The 19,834-nt window shown below is 66.6% G+C and carries 18 protein-coding genes; 11 read left to right on the top strand and 7 right to left on the bottom strand.

The genetic code is table 11. The features are described from left to right. Nucleotides 1-54: 54 nt before the first annotated feature. The 3 genes from AC07PT_RS22950 to AC07PT_RS22940 all read right to left on the bottom strand — a co-directional run bounded on the left by AC07PT_RS22950 (nt 55) and on the right by AC07PT_RS22940 (nt 2,783). A complete protein-coding gene (locus AC07PT_RS22950; protein ID WP_494658236.1) occupies nt 55-588 on the bottom strand; it encodes a hypothetical protein in 534 nt (177 codons plus the stop codon). 83 nt (nt 589-671) lie between these two features. Then, entirely contained in the window at nt 672-2,186 is a 1,515-nt protein-coding gene (locus AC07PT_RS22945; RefSeq protein WP_494658235.1) for a TRAP transporter large permease, read from the bottom strand. Nucleotides 2,187-2,243: 57 nt separating this feature from the next. Then, the gene (locus AC07PT_RS22940; protein WP_494658234.1) at nt 2,244-2,783 is read right to left on the bottom strand and encodes a TRAP transporter small permease subunit; all 540 of its coding nucleotides are present in this window, start codon (nt 2,781-2,783) and stop codon (nt 2,244-2,246) included. A gap of 250 nt (nt 2,784-3,033) precedes the next feature. On the opposite strand from AC07PT_RS22940, the gene AC07PT_RS22935 reads away from it, so the two are divergent. Both AC07PT_RS22935 and AC07PT_RS22930 read left to right on the top strand, forming a co-directional pair. Beyond that, on the top strand, nt 3,034-4,290 hold the full coding sequence (locus tag AC07PT_RS22935) for a putative Na+/H+ antiporter (protein ID WP_494658243.1): 1,257 nt from the start codon (nt 3,034-3,036) through the stop codon (nt 4,288-4,290). Between the two features lie 28 nt (nt 4,291-4,318). After that, nucleotides 4,319-5,572: an SUMF1/EgtB/PvdO family nonheme iron enzyme gene (locus tag AC07PT_RS22930; RefSeq protein ID WP_494658233.1), complete on the top strand. Its 1,254-nt coding sequence runs from the start codon at nt 4,319-4,321 to the stop codon at nt 5,570-5,572. A 22-nt stretch (nt 5,573-5,594) separates the two neighbouring features. Here AC07PT_RS22930 and AC07PT_RS22925 read toward each other — a convergent pair whose 3' ends face one another. Together AC07PT_RS22925 and modB are read right to left on the bottom strand one after the other, a co-directional pair. Further along, nucleotides 5,595-6,329: an ATP-binding cassette domain-containing protein gene (locus AC07PT_RS22925; RefSeq protein WP_494658232.1), complete on the bottom strand. Its 735-nt coding sequence runs from the start codon at nt 6,327-6,329 to the stop codon at nt 5,595-5,597. A gap of 17 nt (nt 6,330-6,346) precedes the next feature. Beyond that, nucleotides 6,347-7,012: a molybdate ABC transporter permease subunit gene (gene modB / locus AC07PT_RS22920; protein WP_492348039.1), complete on the bottom strand. Its 666-nt coding sequence runs from the start codon at nt 7,010-7,012 to the stop codon at nt 6,347-6,349. A gap of 147 nt (nt 7,013-7,159) precedes the next feature. Here modB and AC07PT_RS22915 point away from each other — a divergent pair, with 147 nt between their 5' ends. After that, on the top strand, nt 7,160-7,972 hold the full coding sequence (locus AC07PT_RS22915; protein ID WP_494658231.1) for a TOBE domain-containing protein: 813 nt from the start codon (nt 7,160-7,162) through the stop codon (nt 7,970-7,972). Nucleotides 7,973-7,988: 16 nt separating this feature from the next. On the opposite strand, the gene AC07PT_RS22910 is transcribed toward AC07PT_RS22915, so the two are convergent. Further along, nucleotides 7,989-9,170 (bottom strand): helix-turn-helix domain-containing protein, encoded by a 1,182-nt coding sequence (locus AC07PT_RS22910; protein WP_494658230.1) that lies wholly within the window; start codon nt 9,168-9,170, stop codon nt 7,989-7,991. 236 nt (nt 9,171-9,406) lie between these two features. On the opposite strand from AC07PT_RS22910, the gene AC07PT_RS22905 reads away from it, so the two are divergent. From AC07PT_RS22905 to AC07PT_RS22875, 7 genes are all read left to right on the top strand, one after another. Beyond that, a complete protein-coding gene (locus AC07PT_RS22905) occupies nt 9,407-9,880 on the top strand; it encodes a (2Fe-2S)-binding protein (RefSeq protein WP_494658229.1) in 474 nt (157 codons plus the stop codon). 90 nt (nt 9,881-9,970) lie between these two features. Next, nucleotides 9,971-12,346, top strand: coding sequence for a xanthine dehydrogenase family protein molybdopterin-binding subunit (locus AC07PT_RS22900; RefSeq protein WP_492348043.1), 2,376 nt, complete (start codon nt 9,971-9,973; stop codon nt 12,344-12,346). Nucleotides 12,347-12,391: 45 nt separating this feature from the next. Beyond that, nucleotides 12,392-13,186, top strand: coding sequence for an FAD binding domain-containing protein (locus AC07PT_RS22895; protein ID WP_494658228.1), 795 nt, complete (start codon nt 12,392-12,394; stop codon nt 13,184-13,186). 26 nt (nt 13,187-13,212) lie between these two features. Next, entirely contained in the window at nt 13,213-14,115 is a 903-nt protein-coding gene (locus AC07PT_RS22890) for an AAA family ATPase (RefSeq protein ID WP_492348045.1), read from the top strand. Nucleotides 14,116-14,126: 11 nt separating this feature from the next. After that, complete coding sequence (locus AC07PT_RS22885) at nt 14,127-15,317, top strand: vWA domain-containing protein (protein WP_492348046.1); 1,191 nt, start codon at nt 14,127-14,129, stop codon at nt 15,315-15,317. A 51-nt stretch (nt 15,318-15,368) separates the two neighbouring features. Continuing rightward, nucleotides 15,369-15,968: an SRPBCC family protein gene (locus AC07PT_RS22880; RefSeq protein WP_492348047.1), complete on the top strand. Its 600-nt coding sequence runs from the start codon at nt 15,369-15,371 to the stop codon at nt 15,966-15,968. Between the two features lie 53 nt (nt 15,969-16,021). Then, nucleotides 16,022-17,113, top strand: a complete 1,092-nt coding sequence (locus AC07PT_RS22875) for an XdhC family protein (protein WP_494658227.1) — start codon at nt 16,022-16,024, stop codon at nt 17,111-17,113. Nucleotides 17,114-17,197: 84 nt separating this feature from the next. Here the strand turns inward: AC07PT_RS22875 and AC07PT_RS22870 are convergent, their stop codons facing one another. Further along, nucleotides 17,198-17,422 carry a hypothetical protein gene (locus tag AC07PT_RS22870; protein ID WP_027477038.1) on the bottom strand — a complete coding sequence of 75 codons (225 nt, stop codon included), beginning with the start codon at nt 17,420-17,422 and terminating at the stop codon, nt 17,198-17,200. Nucleotides 17,423-17,889: 467 nt separating this feature from the next. On the opposite strand from AC07PT_RS22870, the gene AC07PT_RS22865 reads away from it, so the two are divergent. Then, on the top strand, nt 17,890-19,812 hold the full coding sequence (locus tag AC07PT_RS22865; RefSeq protein WP_494658226.1) for a PrkA family serine protein kinase: 1,923 nt from the start codon (nt 17,890-17,892) through the stop codon (nt 19,810-19,812). Nucleotides 19,813-19,834: the final 22 nt, after the last annotated feature.

The following is a 19,834-nucleotide window of genomic DNA, read 5'->3' as shown; positions in this document are numbered from 1 at the left end:
ATCGAGGCGCCAGGCGCCACGTCAAAAACGCACCTACGGGTGCGTTTTTTTGTGTCACATGCGGCGAAACTCGGCCAGCTCACGCAACAGGCGATCGAACTCGGCGCGCAGCGCGGGCGAGGCGGCGTAGAACACCGCAAATTTGCCGCCCAAGGTGCGCACATAGAGTCGGGGGGCGATCAGCCATTCCAGCCCGCGCACCCGGATCAGCTTGCCATAGGCCAGATCGGCCAGGGGCATCACCTTGTCGCCCACCCAGCGCTGGCGCAGCTCGGTGCGGTCGAGCCGGGTGCGGCTGACCACGATGAACCAGGCCGTGCAACTGATCATGGCCTGGGCGGCCAGAAACCACAGACCCGCAGATCGGGCGTGCAGCACGGGCTGGTCCTGCCACCACAGCTGGGCCAGCCACCCCCCGCAGCCCACGGTGACCAGCAGGGCCAGCGCCTTGACCAGGCGCGGGAAGGCCGGTCCTTCAACCGATCCCCCCAGGGGCTCGAAAACAAAGGGCGGGGGGCCCATGCGAGGCAGCTCGAACGCCGCTTCTGCTTCGGGCTGAGGTTGGGGTGAAGGCGTCGGGTCGCTCATGCTTCGGTCCAAGAAAAAGCCCCTGACGGGCAGGGGCTGTAGGGAGGAGGGCGGCGGGCCGCCGTGCTGACTTGTTTACCTGCTCACTTGCTGTCGGCCGGCTTGTCGGTCGAGGGCTTGAACAGCTCCTCGAGTTTCTTCTGCTCGGCGTCCGCGTCTTCTGCCGAAGGGTCATCGGCCTCGGGCGGCGGTGCATCGACCTGCACCTTGTTGACGTCGATCACGGCTTCCTTGGGGATGAACATGGTCACGGTCTGCGGCACGAAGATCACCACGGCCACCAGAATCAGCTGCATCAGCACCCAGGGGATGGAGCCCATGTAGATGTCGGCCGACTTGATGGGCGCCTTGATGCGGCCTTCCTTGAACAGCGTGTCGGCAATGCCGCGCAGGTAGAACAGCGCGAAGCCGAAGGGGGGGTGCATGAAGCTGGTCTGCATGTTCACGCACAGCAGCACGCCGAACCACACCAGGTCGATGCCGAGCTTGTCGGCCACCGGGCCCAGCATGGGCAGGATGATGAAGGCGATCTCGAAGAAGTCGAGGAAGAAGGCCAGGAAGAAGATGAACACGTTCACGGCAATCAGGAAGCCGGTCTGGCCGCCTGGCAGGCCGCTGAGCATGTGCTCGACCCACTTGGCGCCGTCCACACCCTGGAACACCATCGAGAAGACGCGTGCGCCAATCAGGATGAAGACCACCATGGCGGTCAGGCGCATGGTGCCCTGCATGGCTTCCCAGATCAGGCCGCGGCTCAGGCGCTTGTGCATGGCGGCCAGCACCATGGCCCCCACCACGCCCATGGCGCCAGCTTCGGTCGGGGTGGCAATGGCGGTGTCGATGCCCGGCAGGCCGCCCATCGATCCCAGCACGGCAAAGATCAGCACGGCCGAGGGGATGATGCCGCGCAGGCACTTGGCCCAGAGCGCCCAGCCCACCAGGGTGCGCGCCGACTTGGGCACGCCCGGAATGTGCGAAGGCTTGATCACGCCCAGTGCAAAGGTGTAGCCGGCAAAGATCAGCACCTGCAGGATCGACGGGCCCCAGGCGCCCTTGTACATGTCGCCCACCGAGCGGCCCAACTGGTCGGCCATGACGATCAGCACCAGCGACGGCGGCACCAGCTGCGTGATGGTGCCCGAGGCGGCCAGCACGCCAGTGGCGTAGCGCATGTTGTAGCCGTAGCGGATCATCACCGGCAGCGAGATCAGTGCCATGGCGATCACCTGGCCGGCCACGGTACCGGTGATGGCGCCGAGGATGAAGCCCACAATGATCACCGAGTAGCCCAGCCCGCCCTTGACGGGGCCGAACAGCTGGCCCATCGAGTCCAGCATGTCTTCGGCCAGGCCACACTTTTCGAGCAAGGCGCCCATGAAGGTGAAGAACGGAATGGCCAGCAAGAGGTCGTTCGACAGGATGCCGAACATGTTGAGGGGCAGGTTCGACAGGTAGCTGGCCGGGAACCAGCCTTGACTGATGGCGAAGAAGCCCGAGGCCAGGCCCAGGGCCGCCAGCGAGAATGCGACCGGGAACCCGATCAGCATCACCAGTACCAGCCCCCCGAACATGAAGGGCGCGAAGTTTTCCATCTGCATTTTGAAGAGTCCTGAAATCCGGTGGTTGAAGGTGAAGGTGTCAGCGCAGGGCTGGCATCACTGCACCGGCTTTTCGTAGCGGGTATCGAGCTCAAGGTGGCCAGTCAGGTAGGCCACACGCTTGATCACCTCAGACACACCCTGCAGGAACATCAGGCCGAAACCTGTAGGCAGCAGCAGCATGGCGGGCCAGCGGATCAGCCCCCCGGCATTGCCCGACACCTCACCTGTCAGGTACATCTTCATGAACAGGGGCCAGCTCAGGTAGGCCAGCAGGCCCATCACCGGCAGCAGGAACACCACCAGGCCCAGCAGGTCGACCACCACCGGGCCCTTGCCGCGCAGCTTGCCGTACAGGATGTCGACGCGCACGTGCTCGTTGAACTTGAGCACGGCGGGTGCACCGAGCATCACGGTGGCGGCGAACAGGTACCACTGGATCTCGAGCCAGCCGTTCGAGCTGATGTCAAAACCATAGCGGATGAAGGCATTGCCGGCCGAGATGAGGGCGGCGAACAGGACGGTCCAGGCGGCCACATGCGACATGCGCACGCTGATCCAGTCCACCAGCGCAGAGAGTTTGAGTAAGATTGACACGCTGTGTCTCCAGTGATTTTTTTGAGTTGCATACCCCAGCACCCGGTTGGGCGAGTGCTTCAGGTCTGCAACCTTGGCGGGTGGGCAATGGTAGCGCCAGCTCACTGAAAAAACCCTGACTACCTGAGGCCGGGTTTCCCCCAGGCATCCTCGGGGCCGGCCGTTGTCAGTGCCCGCACCCCACTTTGCCCCGACCGCCGTCTGGGGCCCGCTGCAAGGAGTATTTTTGTCACCTGATCTCATTCACCTGATGGCCGCGGCCGTGTTTGCCATTGCGCTGGTCCATACCTTTGCAGCCAGTGCCATCGAGCACCTGGCCCAGCGCCATCCGCGTCACGCCGGCTTGCTGCACCTGCTGGGCGAGGTCGAGGTGGTGTTCGGCTTCTGGGCCTTCGTGCTGCTGGGCATGATGGCCTTGGTGCAGGGCACGGCCAGCGCCGTGGCCTATGCCGAGTCGCGCCAGTACACCGAGCCGCTGTTTGTGTTTGTGGTCATGGTGGTGGCGGCCTCGCGCCCGGTGCTGGTGGCGGTGTCGTCCGTGCTGCAGGCCCTCAGCGGCCTGTTGCCGCTGCGCCGCCCGGTGGCCCAGGCCTGGCTGGTGCTGGCCGGAGTGCCCCTGCTGGGCTCCCTGATCACCGAGCCTGCGGCCATGACCATTGCGGCGCTCACGTTGGCGGGCACGGTGTTCCGCCCTGAGGTGCCGGTGCGCCACAAGTATGCGGCGCTCGGGGTGTTGTTCGTCAACGTGTCCATTGGCGGCACCCTCACCTCCTATGCCGCACCCCCGGTGTTGATGGTGGCGAGCGCCTGGCAGTGGGACTCGGCCTTCATGCTGACGCACTTCGGCTGGAAGGCCGCCGTGGCCGTGGTGCTCAACGCCACGGTGCTGGTGGGCTTCATCCGCGGCTCGCTGCAGGAGCCCGAGAGCCCCCGCCAAACGCACGAAATGCGCGACACGCGCGAGCCGAATGGGGCCGTGCCCTGGGTGGTGACGGCGGTGCACCTGGGTTTTCTGGCCGCAGTGGTGCTGATGGCCCACCATCCGGTGATCTTCATGGGGCTGTTCATGATGTTTCTGGGCTACACCCAGGCCTACAGCCGCTTTCAGGCCCCCCTGATCATCAAGGAGGGCTTGCTGGTGGGCTTTTTCCTGGCCGGGCTGGTGGTGTTGGGCGGTTTGCAGCAATGGTGGTTGCAGCCTCTGGTCTCGGGCCTCTCACCCACGGCACTGTTTGTGGGGGCGACGGCCTTGACCGCCATCACCGACAACGCGGCACTCACCTACCTGGGTTCTCTGATCGAAGGCATTTCTGACGGCGCCAAATACATGCTGGTGGCCGGGGCCGTCACGGGCGGCGGCCTCACCGTGATCGCCAATGCCCCCAATCCGGCCGGTGTGGCCCTGTTGCGCAACGGTTTCCCGGATGGTGCGATCAGTGCCGGCGGCCTGTTGCTGGGGGCGCTGGCGCCCACGGTCGTGGCCGCACTGGCCTTCTTCTTTCTTTGAGCCCCTGGCCTGACCCGCCGCTCCGGCCATGCCCCATCCCGCACTGAACCCCTCGGCCGCGATCGATTCGCCCCAGCTCTGGTCGGCCGGCCCCTCTCTGCTGTCGCTGGCCTTGATGGATGCCCGCAATCACACGCTGGCCCTGCTGGCGCGCTTTGAAGAGGCCGAGGACAGCGGGCATTGGCGCTGGCAGCCTGGGCCCGGCGTGGAGCCGCCGTTGTGGCTGGCCGGCCATGCCGGCTGGTTTGCCGAGTACTGGGTGGGGCGCAACACCCGGCGCGCCTTGGGGTTGAACTGCCCGCCCGACGCCTTGCGGCTGCCTTCTTCAGACCCGGCAGCCGACCGCCTGTGGGACCCACGCTGGCGCAGTGCTGCGCAGCGAGCCGCCGAGGCCTTGCCCCAGCGTGCGGCGGTGCGATCGTGGTTGCTCGACACGTTGGAGTCCACTCTGGATCTGCTGGACCGGTTGCCTGAAGACGATGCTTCGCTGTATTTCTTCCGATTGGCTCTGTTCCATGAGGATCTGCTCGGCGAGCGCATGATCCGGCTGGCCCAGGCCCAGGGCGTGCCGCTGGACCTGCCCGAGCCCGCAGTGCTGGCGGCACGCGACCCCTTGCTGATCCCGGCCACCCGCTGGGCCTTGCCGCACCGCAGTGGTGGCTTCCACCCCGAGGGCGAGCCTGGCCAGCTCAGCGTGGCCGTTCCTGAGTTCGAGATCGATGCCCAGGCAGTGAGCTGGGCCCAATACATCGAGTTTGTCGACGATGGTGGCTATGACCAGGCCGAACACTGGCTGCCCGAAGGTTGGGCCTGGTTGCAGGCGCAGGTGGGCCGCACCGCGCCGCGCCACGTGGAGCACATGGGGGCGGCTCGCCCGGGCAGCAGCGGCGGTGTGCTGCAGAACCGTTTTGGTCGCCGCGTGCGCTTGGCCGGGGCCCACCCGGTGGTGCATGTGAGTTGGTGGGAGGCCGATGCCTGGTGCCGCTGGGCCGGTCGGCGCCTGCCCGATGAAGTGGAATGGGATCTGGCCGCCCACACCGCAGCCCGCCGTGGCTGGCGCTGGGGTGAGGTTCATGAATGGACCGCCAGCCGCCTGCGCCCCTGGCCCGGGGCTCAGCCTGGCCCGTGGCGTGATTACGCCTGGCCGCTGATGGAGCAGGCCCGGGTGCAGCGCGGGTATTCGCTGGCCAGCCGGGCGCGCCTGCGCGATGCGGGCTGGCGCTGGTTTGGCCAGCCGCACGAAGACGATGCCTTCGTGGGTTTCCGTTCCTGCGCGATCTGAGCTGGGTCGTTCGGGCTTGGCTTCAGGCCAGGCGCACCGCCGGTGGGCGTTCGGCCACGGTCTCGGGCTGGGCGGCTTCGCCTGGACGCAGCCGGATGACGGTCTGGGCCAACTGGGCCACGTCCTGTGGGTCGTGGGTGACCAGCAACACCGGGATGCGGATCTGTTCCAGCAAGCTCTGCAATTCGTCGCGCAGGCGCAGGCGCAACTCGGTGTCCAGGGCCGACAGCGGCTCGTCCAACAGCAGCAGGCGCGGCTGGGCCGCCAGTGCACGGGCCAGTGCCACGCGCTGGCGTTGGCCACCGGACAGGTGCCGCGGCCAGGCGGGGGCCAGTTCCTCCAATTGAAAGCGGGCCAGCATCTCATTCACCCGATCGTCGGCCTGCGGGCTGCGGGGCTGACCGGGTCGGCGCACGCCGAAGGCCACGTTCTGGCGCACGGTCATGTGTGGAAACAGTGCGTAATCCTGGAACACATAGCCCACACTGCGCTCGCGTGCGCTCAGGCACAGTCCGCGCTGGCTGTCCTGCAACGTCAGGTCTTGGACGCGCACATGGCCCGGTGCGTCAATCAGGCCCGCCACGGCCTGCAGCGTCATGGACTTGCCCACCCCCGACGGGCCCAGCAAGGCCGTGCGCAGGCTGGTCGATTCAAAGGCCACCTGGAGCGCGAAATGCCGCCCCGGGGCATGGGCCTCAAGTTGCAGCTGGATGTCCAGCACGGGCGGCGTCGGGGGGCGGGGTTGAGCGTGCGGCATGGTGGGCAGGGGTGGGGTCAGTGTCGCGCCTGAAGCAGCCGGCCGGAGCCCACCAGCACCAACACGCAGACGGCGGAGATGAGGCCGGTCAGCCACAGGGCCTGGGCATCATTGCCGGCCTGCACGGCGTCGTAGACCGCGATCGACAGGGTTTGGGTCTTGCCCGGCAGGTTGCCCGCGATCATCAGCGTGGCGCCAAACTCGCCCATGGCCCGGGCAAAGGTGAGCATCAGGCCGGCGGTGATGCCGCGCAGCGCCATGGGCAGGCTGATGCGCCAGAACACCTCCAGCTCGCCCGCCCCCAGGGTGCGCGCTGCCTGGGCCAGGCGGGGGTCGGTTTCTTCGAAGGCGGCGCGGGCGCCCTTGTAAATCAGGGGCAGTGACACCACCGCGGCGGCGAGCACGGCCCCCTGCCAGGTGAACATCAGGTTGATGCCCAGCCATTGGTCCAGGTAGCGCCCCAGCAGCCCGTTGCGCCCGATCAGCACGATCAGGTAGTAGCCCAGCACGGTGGGGGGAAGCACCATGGGCAGCATCAGCAAGGCATCCAGCAGGGCGTGGCCGACAAAGCGGCGCCGCGCCATCCACCAGGCCAGGCCCACGCCCAGCACGCCGCTGGCCACGGTGGCCAGGCAGGCCACCTTCAGGGTCAGCCACAGCGGGATCAGGGTCGATTCAGGCATGAAGCGGGCGCAGGATACGGTTGAGGGGGTGGTTCGCTATTCCGCACTTGAATAGCGCAATTGGCGTGAGTTTAGCGCCAGCCGTGCCAGCCCGCCGGAATGGTTAAAGTTCAGGGCATGGTCAGCGCCCTCAGCCCGGAAACACCGATGCCTCAGATTTTCGCCCCCGCTCCCGTCCTGCACTGGTCGGAGGCGCTGGGCCACAGCCCCAGTGACAAACGCCTGGAGATCCTGCGCGGCATCGCGGCAGGCGGCAGCATCTCGCAGGCCGCGCGCGATGCGGGTGTGAGCTACAAGGCCGCCTGGCAGGCGATCGACACCTTGAGCAACCTGGCCGGTGCCGAGCTGGTGCAGCGGGCGGTGGGGGGGGCGGGCGGCGGTGGGGCCGTGATCACCCCGCAGGGCGCCTGGTTGCTGCGCGTGGCAGACGCCCTGGCGGTGGCACGTCAGCAGGTGCTGGCTGAGCTGGCCGGCGCTGGCGCGGCAGCGGGCATGGGCAGTACGGGCACCCAGTCCCCCGCGCTGGGCTTGCGCACCAGCATGCGCAACCAATGGCCGGCCACCGTGACGGCACTGCGGCGCCAGGGCGCCGTGGTGCTGGCACAGCTCAGCCTGGCCGGGCCGGATCGGCTGCAGGCCTCGTTGACCCGCGAGAGCGCCGAGTTGCTGGGCCTGCGCCAGGGGCTGCCGGTGCTGGCCTTGTGCAAGGCCACGGCGGTGCGCATCCTGCCCCTGGGGCCGGGTGAAAGCGAGGGCGAGGACCGCCTCGATGCCGTGTCGAGCGTGACGGGCCGGGTGGCCCGCACCACACGCGCTGGCGAGCTGCAGGAGGTGGTGCTGACGTCGGAGGGCGGGCTGCAATGGGTGGGTTTGACGACCCAGGGCGGGACGCTCAGGCGCGGTGCCCTGGCCCGGGCCGTGGTTGAACCCGCTGCCGTGGTGCTGGGTTCTGTCGATTGAGGGGGCGGCGAACCCGTCAATCGCCGGTCGGGCGTGCTTTCTGTCCCAGTTTGCGGTAGACGGTGGCCCGGCTGATGCCCAGGCGCTGGGCTGCTTCGGCCACATTGCCGCGGGCTTCTTCCACTGCCTGCCGGATCAGCGCGGTTTCCAGGTCGCGCAAGGGCCTGGCGGCCGCAGTGCCGCCCTCCTGCCGTGCAGCCGCCGTCGCCTGGGGCGTCGCGCCGCGCAAGCGGGCCAGCGCCTGCAGCCGCAAGCCAGACCACAGCGGCACATCCAGCGGCGGTGCCTGGCGCCGGGCGTGGTCGACCAGCATGCCCCATGGCACGGCGAACAGATCGTCGGCCTGAAGGCGGGCGCCAGGCCGCAGCAGCGGGCGGGGCAGCATCTGGCGGCCCGCAGGGTTGCAGGCCAGCACCGCACCCTCGGTGTCCAGGCACAACAGGCCTTCGGCATCGGCTGCCGGGCCTTCGGGCATGGGGGCCCCGGGCCAGTTCAGGCGCAGCATGATGTGCCAGGGGCTCTGCAGCACCAGCGCGTTTTCGATGTGGCGTGCCGCCCGCGTCACCAGGTGGCGCAGCTCGGGCCGCTCCGGCACCTCCACCCCGGTCAGGTCCAGCATGCCCACGCAATGGCCTTCGGGGCCGATCAGCGGGGCGCCAGCGCAGCTGTAAATCGCGTGCTGCTCAAAGAAATGCTCCCCCTGGTGCAGCCACACCGGTTGCAGCTCCGTGAGTGCCGCGCCGATGGCCGTGGTGCCCACATGGCGCTCGGAAAGGTCCACCCCCACGCGGGCAATCGTGGTGGCGGCCTCCTGTTGGGGGTCGATGGGGCCGTGCACGTCCACCACCACCCCCTGGGCATTGGTCAGCAGGCTGAAATAGCGGGTGCCTGCAATGGCGCGCGAGAGCTGGGCCAACACCGGGCGTGCCGCGTTGATCAGGTCGCGGTTGCCCTCGGTCAGTTGGCGTTGCGTGCTGGCGCTGACCGGGCCGAACTCGACGCTTTGGTGGGGCCGCAGGCCGTCGGCCAGGCAACGTTGCCAGGAGCGAGTGATCCAGGGCTCGATCGGGGTGTGGCCGAGGTTCGGTGACCCGCCCAGGCCGCCATTCAGCCAGGCCTGCCGGGCCTGCCGGATCAAGGCCTGTCGGTCATGAGCGGGCGGGGATGCTCGCAAGGAGGGGGTGTCAGTCGCTGGCATGGGCCTGGGGCGGTGGCTGGGTGACTGGGGTGGGCGGGCTCGGTAGTTGGCACCCGGACCTCCGGGAGCCAGCTGGGTGAGCGGTGTTGTGCAGACATCAAACGGTCATGGCTGTCGCAAATTGAGAATATCCGAGTCGAGCCGTCTGCATCCTAGGGTTTTGCCTAGCCAACGCGGACCGGGGCCGCGAAAAGATGCCAGCTGTTCCAAGCCTCTACTTTTCAAGGAGATGGTCCATGCAGGTTGAACTCAAGGTGAATGGCCGTGTGGCCCGGGCGGATGTGGCGCCCAATACCCTGTTGGTGCAGTTGCTGCGCGAGCAACTCACCCTCACGGGCACCCATGTCGGGTGCGATACCAGCCAGTGCGGTGCCTGCACCGTGTTGCTGGACGGCCGGGCCGTCAAATCGTGCACCGTGCTGGCCGCCCAGGCCCAGGGCGCCGAGGTCACGACCATCGAGGGTCTGGCCCAGCCCGATGGCACGCTGCACCCGATGCAGGCCGCCTTCAAGGAGTGCCATGGCCTGCAGTGCGGCTTCTGCACCCCGGGCATGGTGATGAGCGCGGTCGATCTGTGCCGGCACCACCCGAAGGCCGGCGAGAGCGAGATCCGGGAGCTGCTGGAAGGCAATCTCTGCCGCTGCACCGGCTACCAGAACATCGTCAAGGCCGTGGTGCAAGGCCGGGACGCCATGGCCGCAGGCGGCTGAGCCCCTGGCGAGCTCGTTCAGCGCATCAACCCTCGGCCCGCGCCAACAGGCGATGGGCGCTTCGATTCCCGAACATCAGGAGACAAAGACATGGGTGCCTCAGATTTTGCCAACCTTCCGCACATCGGTGCCGCCGTGCGCCGCAAGGAAGACTACCGTTTTCTGACCGGGGCCGGCCAGTACACCGACGATGTGGTGCTGGCGGCCCAGGCCAACGCGGTGTTCGTGCGATCGCCTCATGCGCATGCCCGCATCAATGCCATCGACATCGCGGCCGCCCAGGCCGCGCCGGGTGTGCTGGGGGTGTTCACCGGGGCCGATGTCGCGGCCGCCGGCATCAACGGCCTGCCATGTGGGTGGCTGATCACCAGCACCGACGGTCAGCCCATGAAAGAGCCACCGCACCCCATCCTCGCGCAGGGCAAGGTGCGTTACGTGGGTGACCATGTGGCCATGGTGGTGGCCGAGACCTTGCAGCAGGCGCGCGATGCAGCCGAGCTGGTGAATGTCGATTACGAGGTACTGGACGCGGTGGTGCAGGTGGCTGACGCCGCCAAGGGCCCGGCGCTGCACGACAACGCGCCTGACAACCACTGCTTCAAGTGGGCCATTGGTGACAAGGCCGCGGTGGACGCCGCCTTCACCGGCGCGGCCCACGTGACCCGGCTGGACCTGGTGAACAACCGCCTGGTACCCAATGCCCTGGAGCCGCGCGCTGCCATCGGTTCGTACAGTCGAGCCAATGATGAGTACACCCTGTACGTGTCCAACCAGAACCCACACGTCGAGCGCCTGCTGATGACCGCGTTTGTCATGGGTTTGCCCGAGCACAAAGTGCGGGTGATTGCCCCGGACGTGGGGGGCGGCTTCGGCTCCAAGATCTACCTGTATGCCGAAGACGTGTGCCTGACCTGGGCCTCCAAGAAGCTCAATCGCAACATCAAATGGGTGGCTGACCGCAGCGAGGCCTTTTTGTCGGATGCCCACGGTCGCGACCATGTGAGCCACGCCGAGATGGCCATGGATGCCCAGGGCCGCTTCCTGGCCATGCGTGTCCACACCGATGCCAACCTGGGCGCCTACCTGAGCACTTTTGCCAGCGCCGTGCCCACCATCCTCTACGCCACCTTGCTGGCGGGGCAGTACACCACGCCGCAGGTCCATGTCGAGGTGGACGCCTGGTTCACCAATACCGCGCCGGTCGATGCCTACCGGGGTGCCGGGCGCCCCGAGGCCACCTACCTCCTGGAGCGTCTGGTCACGCGCTGCGCCTGGGAGATGGGCCTGAGCCAGGCCGAGATCCGGCGTCGCAACTTCATCACCAGCTTCCCCTACCAGACCCCGGTGGCGCTGCAGTACGACATCGGCGACTACCCGGCCTGCCTGGATCAGGCTGAGCAACTGGCCGATGCCGCCGGCTTCGAGGCCCGCAAGTCGGCCAGCGCCGCCAAGGGGCTGCTGCGCGGCATCGGCTACAGCAGCTACATCGAAGCCTGCGGCATTGCGCCGTCGAACATCGCCGGTGCGCTGGGGGCCCGGGCTGGCCTGTTTGAATGCGGCGAAGTGCGGGTGCACCCGACCGGCAGCGTCACGGTGTTCACCGGATCGCACAGCCATGGTCAGGGCCACGAGACCACCTTTGCCCAGGTGGTGGCCGCCCGCCTCGGGCTCACTCCGGATCAGGTCGACGTGGTGCACGGCGACACCGGTCGCGTGCCCTTCGGCATGGGCACCTATGGCTCGCGATCGATTTCGGTCGGTGGCGCGGCCATCATGAAGGCGCTGGACAAGATCGAGACCAAGGCCAAGAAGATCGCAGCCCACCTGCTGGAAGCCAGCGATGTCGACATCGACTTTGCGAACGGCGAATTCACGGTGCGTGGCACCGACAAAAAGGTGACCTTTGGACAGGTGGCGTTGACCGCCTATGTGCCGCACAACTACCCGCTCGACAAGCTGGAACCCGGGCTCAACGAAACCGCCTTCTACGACCCGACCAACTTCACCTTCCCGGCCGGCACCTACATCTGCGAAGTCGAGGTCGACCCGGCCACCGGCACCGTGCGGGTGGACCGATTTGCCGCGGTGGATGACTTTGGCACCATCATCAACCCGATGATCGTCGAGGGGCAGGTCCATGGGGGGCTGGTGCAGGGCATCGGCCAGGCGCTGATCGAGAACTGCGTCTACGACCGCGAGACGGGCCAACTGCTCACGGGCAGTTTCATGGACTACGCCATGCCGCGCGCCGATGATTTCCCGGAGTTCAAGCTGGGCCACGTCTGCACGCCTTGCACGCACAACCCGCTGGGCACCAAGGGCTGCGGTGAGGCCGGGGCCATTGGCTCGCCACCCGCCGTGATGAACGCCGTGCTCGACGCGCTCAAGCCCCTGGGGGTCCAGGATCTGGACATGCCCGCCTCGCCCGCCCGGGTCTGGTCGGCCATCCAGGCTGCCCGGGCTTGAGCCCCATTCCGGCACCCCGAATCCCCGAACAAGGAGAATCGCACCATGTACGCCTTCACTTTTGAAGCCCCCGCCACCGTGGCGGAAGCCGCAGGTCTGGCCCAGGCCGGCGGCAAGCTGCTGGCGGGTGGCCAGAGCCTGCTGCCCTCGATGAAGCTGCGCCTGTCCGCCCCTGAACAGGTGGTCGACCTCAACCGCATTCCTTCGCTGGCCGGCATTCGGCGCGAAGGCCAGTCCATTGTGATCGGCGCCATGGCGCGCCATGCTGATGTGGCCGCGAACGCCGAGTTGCAGGCGGCCATTCCGGCACTGGCCGATCTGGCAGCCCACATCGGGGACCGCCAGGTGCGGGCCCGGGGCACCCTGGGGGGCTCGGTGGCCAACAACGACCCGGCGGCCTGCTACCCCAGCGCCTTGTTGGCCCTGGGCGCCACGGTGATCACCGACCGCCGCGAGATCGCTGCCGATGACTTCTTTCTGGGCATGTACACCACGGCCCTGGAGGACGGCGAAATCATCACGGCGGTGCGTTTTCCCATTCCGCAGCGCGCGGCCTACATGAAGTTCAAGCAGGCTGCGTCGCGCTTCTCGCTGGTTGGAGTGTTCGTGGCACAGACCCCTGCCGGCGTGCGGGTGGCGGTGACCGGGGCCGCCAGCGCGGTGTTCCGTCATGCCGGTCTGGAGGCGGCGCTCAGCCAAAGCTTCACACCCGAAGCCGCTGCACGGGTGAGCATCGATGCGGCCGATCTCAACAGCGACATCCACGCCAGTGCGGTCTACCGCGCCAACCTGATCAGTGTGCAGACCCAGCGTTCCGTGGCCCGGGCCCTGGCTGGCTGAATCCCGACGCAAGGAGACCCCCTCTGGTGCTCGCATCCATCGACGCGCTTCAACAGGCCCTGGCGGGGGTCGGATACCTGGCCGACCGGCGCCTGGCCACGGCCGTCTTTCTGGCCCTGAAGCTGCAGCGCCCGCTGCTGCTGGAGGGCGAGCCCGGGGTGGGCAAGACCGAACTGGCCAAGGCCTTGTCCCAGGTGCTGCAGCGACAGTTGATCCGCCTGCAGTGCTACGACGGCCTGGAGCAGCGCGAAGCCCTTTATGAATGGAACTATGCGGCCCAGTTGCTGCACCTGCGGGTGGCCGAGGGGCGCTCCCAGGGCCTGGGGGAGGGGGACGATGCTGAGCGAGAGGTCTACCAGGGCCGCTACCTGATCCGGCGCCCGCTGTTGCAGGCGCTGCAAGCCCCGGCCCCCGGGGCCGTGTTGCTGATTGACGAAGTGGATCGGGCCGACGAACCCTTCGAGGCTTTTTTGCTCGAGTACCTGGGCGAGTACCAGGTCAGCATCCCCGAACTGGGGACCATCAGCGCGGCGTGCAAGCCTGTCACTCTGCTCACCAGCAACCGCACGCGCGACCTCAACGATGCGGTCAAGCGCCGCTGCCTGTACCACTGGCTGGACTACCCTGATCGCGAGCGCGAACTGGCCATCGTGCGGGCCCAGGTGCCCCTGGCCAGCGCGGCCTTGGCTGAGCAGGTGGCTAGCTTTGTGGCCAGGTTGCGCAGCACCCCTTTTGCCAATGCCTTTCAGCGTGCGCCAGGTATTGCGGAGAGCGTTGAATGGGCCAAGGCCCTGGTGGCCCTGGACACGCTGGCGATCGACCCCGAACTGGCCTCGGACACCGCCGGCATCCTGTTCAAGCAGCGCGAAGACGTGGCCGCCCTGACCCATGAACTGGCCACCCAATTGCTCAAACCCGACGAGGTCTGAGGAGGCTGGCCATGAATCCCCGCTTGGGCGATGCGCGCAGCGGCAAGCTGGCCGACAACATCACGGGCTTCGGGCGTACCTTGCGCCGGGCCGGTGTACCGCTGGATGCCTCGCGCATGGCACTGGCCTTGCAGGCCGCGCAATGGGTTGACCTGGGCCGTCGCGACGACCTGTGTGCGGCGCTGGAGACGGTGCTGGTGAGCCGCGAGGCTGACCGTGCCGTGTTCCGCGAGCTATTCGACGCTTATTTCCGCGACCCTGACATGGCCCGTCAATTGCTGGCCCAGATGTTGCCCACGGCCCAGGGGCGTGCCGAGCCCTCGCGCCGGCGTCCGCGCGTGAACGAAGCCTTGTCACCCCCGAAGGCGGCCGGTCAGGCCGGCCCTCCCAAAGCCCCTGACGACAAGATTGAACTTGATGCCGCCATGACGGCCAGTGAGGCCGAGCGTTTGCGCCGAGCCGACTTCAACGGCCTGTCGGCGTCTGAATACCAGTTGGTGGAGCGCCTGGCGCGACGCATCGCGCTGCCCATGCCGGTGTTCGAGTCGCGCCGCACCCGGGCTGGCGCGGGCGGCGCGCGCATCCATTGGCCCGGTGTGATGCAACAGGCCGCCCGCACCGGTGGTGAGCTGTTGCACCTGCCGCGCCTGCGTCGGCGTGTGCAGCCGCTGCCTTTGCTGGTGCTGGTGGATGTGTCGGGTTCGATGGAGCGGTACGCGCGGCTGCTGCTGGCCTTTTTGCATGCGGCTACCGCCGGCCTGCCACGGCGTGACGTGTTCGCGTTTGGCACCGGCCTGACCGATCTCACGCCGGCTTTCCGTCTGGCCGACACCGACGCCATGCTGGCCCAGGCCAGTGCCCGCATCAGCGACTTTGCCGGCGGCACCCGGCTGGGTGATTCTCTGGCCCAGTTGCGGCAGCGTCATGCGCGGCGTCTGCTGGGGCGGCGCACCCTGGTGTTGCTGATCAGCGATGGGCTCGACACGGGCGAGCCGGCCGCACTGGGGCGCGAGCTGGCCTGGCTGCGTCGCCACACGGGCCGCCTGCTGTGGCTCAACCCCCTGCTGCGCTTCGAGGGCTACGCCCCGCTGGCGCGTGGGGCCATCGAGCTGCATGCCCAGGCACACGGCATGCTGGCGGTCCACAATCTGAGCCGGCTGGAGGATCTGGCCGGCAGCATCGCGGCGGTGCTGCGGCGTTGAGCCGCGGCAGGCAGCCCCTTTTCCGACTCCAAGAAAACCGAGGAACCGATCATGGACATGCAAGGAAGCCGGCCACTGGCCATCACCCAGCAGCAGGCCTGGGATGCGCTCAACGACCCGGAGGTGCTCAAGCTGTGCATTCCCGGTTGCGACAAGGTCGAGCCCACTGGCGAGAATCAGTACGCCGTCGGCATGGCCGTCAAGATCGGCCCGGTGTCGGCCAAGTTCAGCGGCAAGATCACGCTCAGCGACATTGTCCCGCCGCAAAGCTACACCATCGGGTTCGACGGGCAGGGCGGTGTGGCGGGCTTTGGCAAGGGCAAGGCCCAGGTCAGTTTGCAGCCCAACGAAGGGGGCTGCGAGCTGAGCTACACCGTCAACGCCCAGGTGGGAGGCAAGATTGCCCAGTTGGGCCAGCGCCTCATCGATGGGGCGGCCAAGGGCATGGCTGAAGATTTCTTCAAGCGTTTTGATGACGAAATGCAACGCCGTCACCCGGCGCCTGCCTTGGCCGCGGCCGAGGTGTCTGCCCAGCCCGCACCGAGCGAGGCGGCACCCGCTGCACCCGTGGCTGGCAGCCCGGGCGTGCCGGTCTGGGCCTGGTGGGTGGGAGCGGTGGTGCTGGCCGCCCTGGTGCTCTGGCTGCGTTGAGTTCGTCTGGAAGGCGGGCGGGCACATGAGCCCCCCCGGAAAGTGAGATCGAGATGGAAAACCTGGATGTGATGGTGCTGCGCAAGCTGCGCGAATGGCGGCTGCAGGGCTTGCGGGCCATGCTGGTCACCGTGGTGCGGACGTGGGGGTCTTCGCCACGGCCCGTGGGCTCCATCATGGCCTTGAGCGAGCAGGGGCAGGTGGTCGGGTCGGTGTCGGGCGGTTGCATCGAGGACGACCTCATCGACCGCCACACCCGGGCTTACGCCCAGAGCCCGTTGCCTGAGGCGGTGAACCGCCATGAACACACGATTCCCAGTGGCCCGCCGGCCTTTGTGAAGTACGGCATCAGCGCCGATGAGGCCCATCGCTTTGGCCTGCCCTGCGGTGGCACGCTGGAGCTGATGCTCGAGTTCGACCCCGATGCAGCCAGCCTGGGCCAGCTGATCGAGGCCCTGGAACGGGGCCAGTTGATGCAGCGCCGGGTGCGTCTGGTCGACGGCATGGTGAGCCTGCTGGCGGCCGACGCCCCGGCCGAATTGACCGTGGCCGAGGGGCTGCTGAGCAACACCTTCGGCCCCGAGTACCGCATGCTGCTGATCGGTGCCGGTCAACTGACCGAATACCTGGCCACCATGGCCTTGTTCAGCGGCTTTGCCGTCACGGTGTGCGATCCGCGTGAAGAGTACCGAAGCACCTGGCGGGTACCGGGCGCGCGGGTGGTGAGCGACATGCCTGATGACGTGGTGCGTGCCTTCCAGCCCGACCGGCGCAGCTGTGTGGTGGCCCTCACGCATGACCCCAAGCTCGATGACCTGGCCTTGTTGGAGGCCCTGGACAGCGAGGCCTTTTACGTGGGGGGCATCGGCTCACGCCGCAACAATGAGGCCCGGCGCGCCCGCATGATTGAGCATTTTGACCAGACTGAGGCCAGCCTGGCGCGTCTGCGCGGGCCGATCGGGATCTACATCGGCAGCAAGACCCCGCCCGAGATCGCGGTCAGTGTGATGGCCGAGATCCTGGCCGTGAAAAATGGGGTCGCCTTGCCGCGCGACATGGCGGTGGCCGAAGCCAAGAACGAGCGGGAAAAACCCCACAACGACCCGGGGGCCGAGGTGTGCGGCCTGCCGCGCCGGGCGGCCTGAGCGGGGCCGTTCAACGTCGACAGCCCACCACGCCGCTTGGGTGTCGGCGCATCATGCCCGCTGGGGGCGGTTGACCGGCTGCGTTCAGCCGTAGTTGGCAATCCACTCCAGGCCCTGGGCATAGGCGGCCTCAACCGCAGCCTCGGGTGTGGTGTAGTCACCGCGACGCACCGCGATCTCGCGCGGGCGCGTCGGCCAGACCTGTTTGGTGATGACCAGCAAGGGAACGTACTCGCCGTTGTCCAGCACTTTGGCGCTGCATTTCAACTCGTAGTTCTGATGCTGGCAAATCTTCGTCGCTTGCGTCATCGATGCCATCCTGCTCCGAAAGATAGCAGTATGCACCGCTTGTGTGACGCCGTTGTCCTCGCCCTTCAAATCGTGCGGCGAGCGCTTGCTGCGAGGTTGACTTACTTCACACAAGCGGTCCCTTCGACTTGAGCAAGCCAGGACCACTGGTAGCAAAGTCATTGACACCTGCTTGCCCTGCAATACAAACTGAAACCAATCCAGCAGGCCGGAGTCCAACTGAGCAGAACCATCCTGCTGCTGGTGGCAAAGGAGTGACGCCATGCGTAGTTGCTTTCCTGACCCGATGTCGACGATGACCCATTTGCGATCTGCCTGCCAGACGCACCCCTGGCGGGCTTGGGGCCGGTCTGACACGCCGGCACCTGTCGAGGCCTGTGGCCTCTCCCCGATCCGATGTCATCCCCTGTGGCCTCACGGCCGTTGAATCCCTAGCCTGTCCGTTCCATTTCCCATGGAGGTGTGCCATGTCATTGCTGGCCCGATACCAAAGTGCTTACCTGGCGGCGCAAGAAGAAGAGATGTCTCTTCAGGACTACCTGGAGCTGTGCAAAGCCGACAAGATGGCCTATGCCAGCGTGGCCGAACGCATGCTGGTGGCCATCGGCGAGCCTGACCTGGTGGACACGCGGCTGGATCCGCGCCTGTCCCGCATCTTCGCCAACAAGATGCTGCGCATCTACCCGGCCTTCAGGGAGTTCTATGGCATGGAGGAGGTGATCGAGCATGTGGTCTCGTACTTCCGGCATGCGGCCCAGGGGCTGGAGGAGAAAAAGCAGATCCTTTACCTGCTGGGCCCGGTGGGCGGTGGCAAATCGTCACTGGCCGAGCGGCTGAAGCTGCTGATCGAAAAGGTGCCGTTCTATGCCATCAAGGATTCTCCGGTTCATGAGTCGCCGCTGTCGCTGTTCAATGTGAACGAGGACGGTCACATCCTGGAGCAGGACTACGGCATCAGTCGACGCTACCTGGGGGGCATCATGAGCCCCTGGGCCGTCAAGCGGCTGCGCGAGTTTGGAGGCGACATCAGCCGCTTCCGGGTGGTGAAGATGCGGCCCTCGGTGCTGTCGCAGATCGCGGTGTCCAAGACCGAGCCAGGCGATGAGAACAATCAGGACATCTCCTCGCTGGTGGGCAAGGTGGACATCCGCAAGCTGGAGCACTATTCACAGAACGACCCTGACGCCTACTCCTACTCGGGGGGGCTGTGCCTGGCCAACCGGGGCGTGCTGGAGTTCGTGGAGATGTTCAAGGCGCCGATCAAGGTGCTGCATCCGTTGCTCACGGCCACCCAGGAGCAGAACTACAAAGGCACCGAAGGCTTTGGCGCCATTCCTTTCGACGGCTTGGTGCTGGCGCACTCGAACGAAGCCGAGTGGACCACCTTCAAGACCAACCGCAACAACGAGGCCTTTCTCGATCGCATCTACATCGTCAAGGTGCCGTACTGCCTGCGCGTGACCGATGAGATGCACATCTATGAAAAGCTGCTGGCCAACTCTTCGCTGACGCATGCACCGTGTGCGCCCGACACCCTGCGCATGATGGCGCAGTTCTCGGTGCTGTCGCGCCTGAAGGATCCGGAGAACTCCAGCATCTACAGCAAGATGCGCGTCTACGATGGTGAGAACCTCAAGGACACCGACCCCAAGGCCAAGAGCTTCCCTGAGTACCGCGACTTTGCCGGGGTGGACGAGGGCATGACCGGGCTGTCGACCCGTTTCGCCTTCAAGATCCTGTCGCGGGTCTTCAACTTTGACCACCGTGAACTGGCTGCCAACCCGGTGCACCTGATGTATGTGCTGGAGCAGCAGATCGAGGCCGAGCAGTTTCCCACCGAGGTCGAGGAGCGCTACCGCCGTCACCTCAAGGAGTTCCTCAGCCCGCGCTATGCCGAGTTCATCGGCAAGGAGATCCAGACCGCCTACCTGGAGAGCTATTCCGAGTACGGCCAGAACATCTTCGACCGCTATGTGACCTATGCTGATTTCTGGATCCAGGACCAGGAGTTCCGCGACCCCAACACCGGTGAGATCCTGGACCGCGGGGCGCTGAACGACGAGTTGGAGAAAATCGAAAAGCCCGCCGGCATCAGCAACCCCAAGGACTTCCGCAACGAGGTGGTCAACTTTGTGCTGCGCGCTCGCGCCAAGCACGATGGTCACAACCCCTCATGGACCAGCTACGAGAAGCTGCGCGCGGTGATCGAGAAGAAGATGTTCTCCAACACCGAAGACCTGTTGCCAGTGATCTCGTTCAACGCCAAGGCCAGCGCCGAGGACCAGAAGAAGCACCAGAACTTTGTCGACCGCATGATCGACAAGGGCTACACCGAAAAGCAGGTGCGCCTGCTGTGCGACTGGTACATGCGCGTGCGCAAGTCTTCGTGAACCCAGGGTGGGCAGCCTGTTG

Source organism: Curvibacter sp. GW821-FHT09D12 (assembly GCF_059416245.1).
The sequence above is the reverse complement of the archived record's forward strand: the minus strand, read 5'-3'. Positions and strand labels throughout refer to the sequence as shown.

Bases quoted from the DNA above. Each gene is read 5' to 3' on its own strand.
- AC07PT_RS22950 (WP_494658236.1), bottom strand. From the start codon at position 588: ATGAGCGACCCGACGCCTTCACCCCAACCTCAGCCCGAAGCAGAAGCG.
- AC07PT_RS22945 (WP_494658235.1), bottom strand. From the start codon at position 2,186: ATGCAGATGGAAAACTTCGCGCCCTTCATGTTCGGGGGGCTGGTACTG.
- AC07PT_RS22935 (WP_494658243.1), top strand. From the start codon at position 3,034: ATGGCCGCGGCCGTGTTTGCCATTGCGCTGGTCCATACCTTTGCAGCC.
- AC07PT_RS22930 (WP_494658233.1), top strand. From the start codon at position 4,319: ATGCCCCATCCCGCACTGAACCCCTCGGCCGCGATCGATTCGCCCCAG.
- AC07PT_RS22925 (WP_494658232.1), bottom strand. From the start codon at position 6,329: ATGCCGCACGCTCAACCCCGCCCCCCGACGCCGCCCGTGCTGGACATC.
- modB (WP_492348039.1), bottom strand. From the start codon at position 7,012: ATGCCTGAATCGACCCTGATCCCGCTGTGGCTGACCCTGAAGGTGGCC.
- AC07PT_RS22915 (WP_494658231.1), top strand. From the start codon at position 7,160: ATGCCTCAGATTTTCGCCCCCGCTCCCGTCCTGCACTGGTCGGAGGCG.
- AC07PT_RS22910 (WP_494658230.1), bottom strand. From the start codon at position 9,170: ATGCCAGCGACTGACACCCCCTCCTTGCGAGCATCCCCGCCCGCTCAT.
- AC07PT_RS22905 (WP_494658229.1), top strand. From the start codon at position 9,407: ATGCAGGTTGAACTCAAGGTGAATGGCCGTGTGGCCCGGGCGGATGTG.
- AC07PT_RS22900 (WP_492348043.1), top strand. From the start codon at position 9,971: ATGGGTGCCTCAGATTTTGCCAACCTTCCGCACATCGGTGCCGCCGTG.
- AC07PT_RS22895 (WP_494658228.1), top strand. From the start codon at position 12,392: ATGTACGCCTTCACTTTTGAAGCCCCCGCCACCGTGGCGGAAGCCGCA.
- AC07PT_RS22885 (WP_492348046.1), top strand. From the start codon at position 14,127: ATGAATCCCCGCTTGGGCGATGCGCGCAGCGGCAAGCTGGCCGACAAC.
- AC07PT_RS22880 (WP_492348047.1), top strand. From the start codon at position 15,369: ATGGACATGCAAGGAAGCCGGCCACTGGCCATCACCCAGCAGCAGGCC.
- AC07PT_RS22875 (WP_494658227.1), top strand. From the start codon at position 16,022: ATGGAAAACCTGGATGTGATGGTGCTGCGCAAGCTGCGCGAATGGCGG.
- AC07PT_RS22870 (WP_027477038.1), bottom strand. From the start codon at position 17,422: ATGACGCAAGCGACGAAGATTTGCCAGCATCAGAACTACGAGTTGAAA.
- AC07PT_RS22865 (WP_494658226.1), top strand. From the start codon at position 17,890: ATGTCATTGCTGGCCCGATACCAAAGTGCTTACCTGGCGGCGCAAGAA.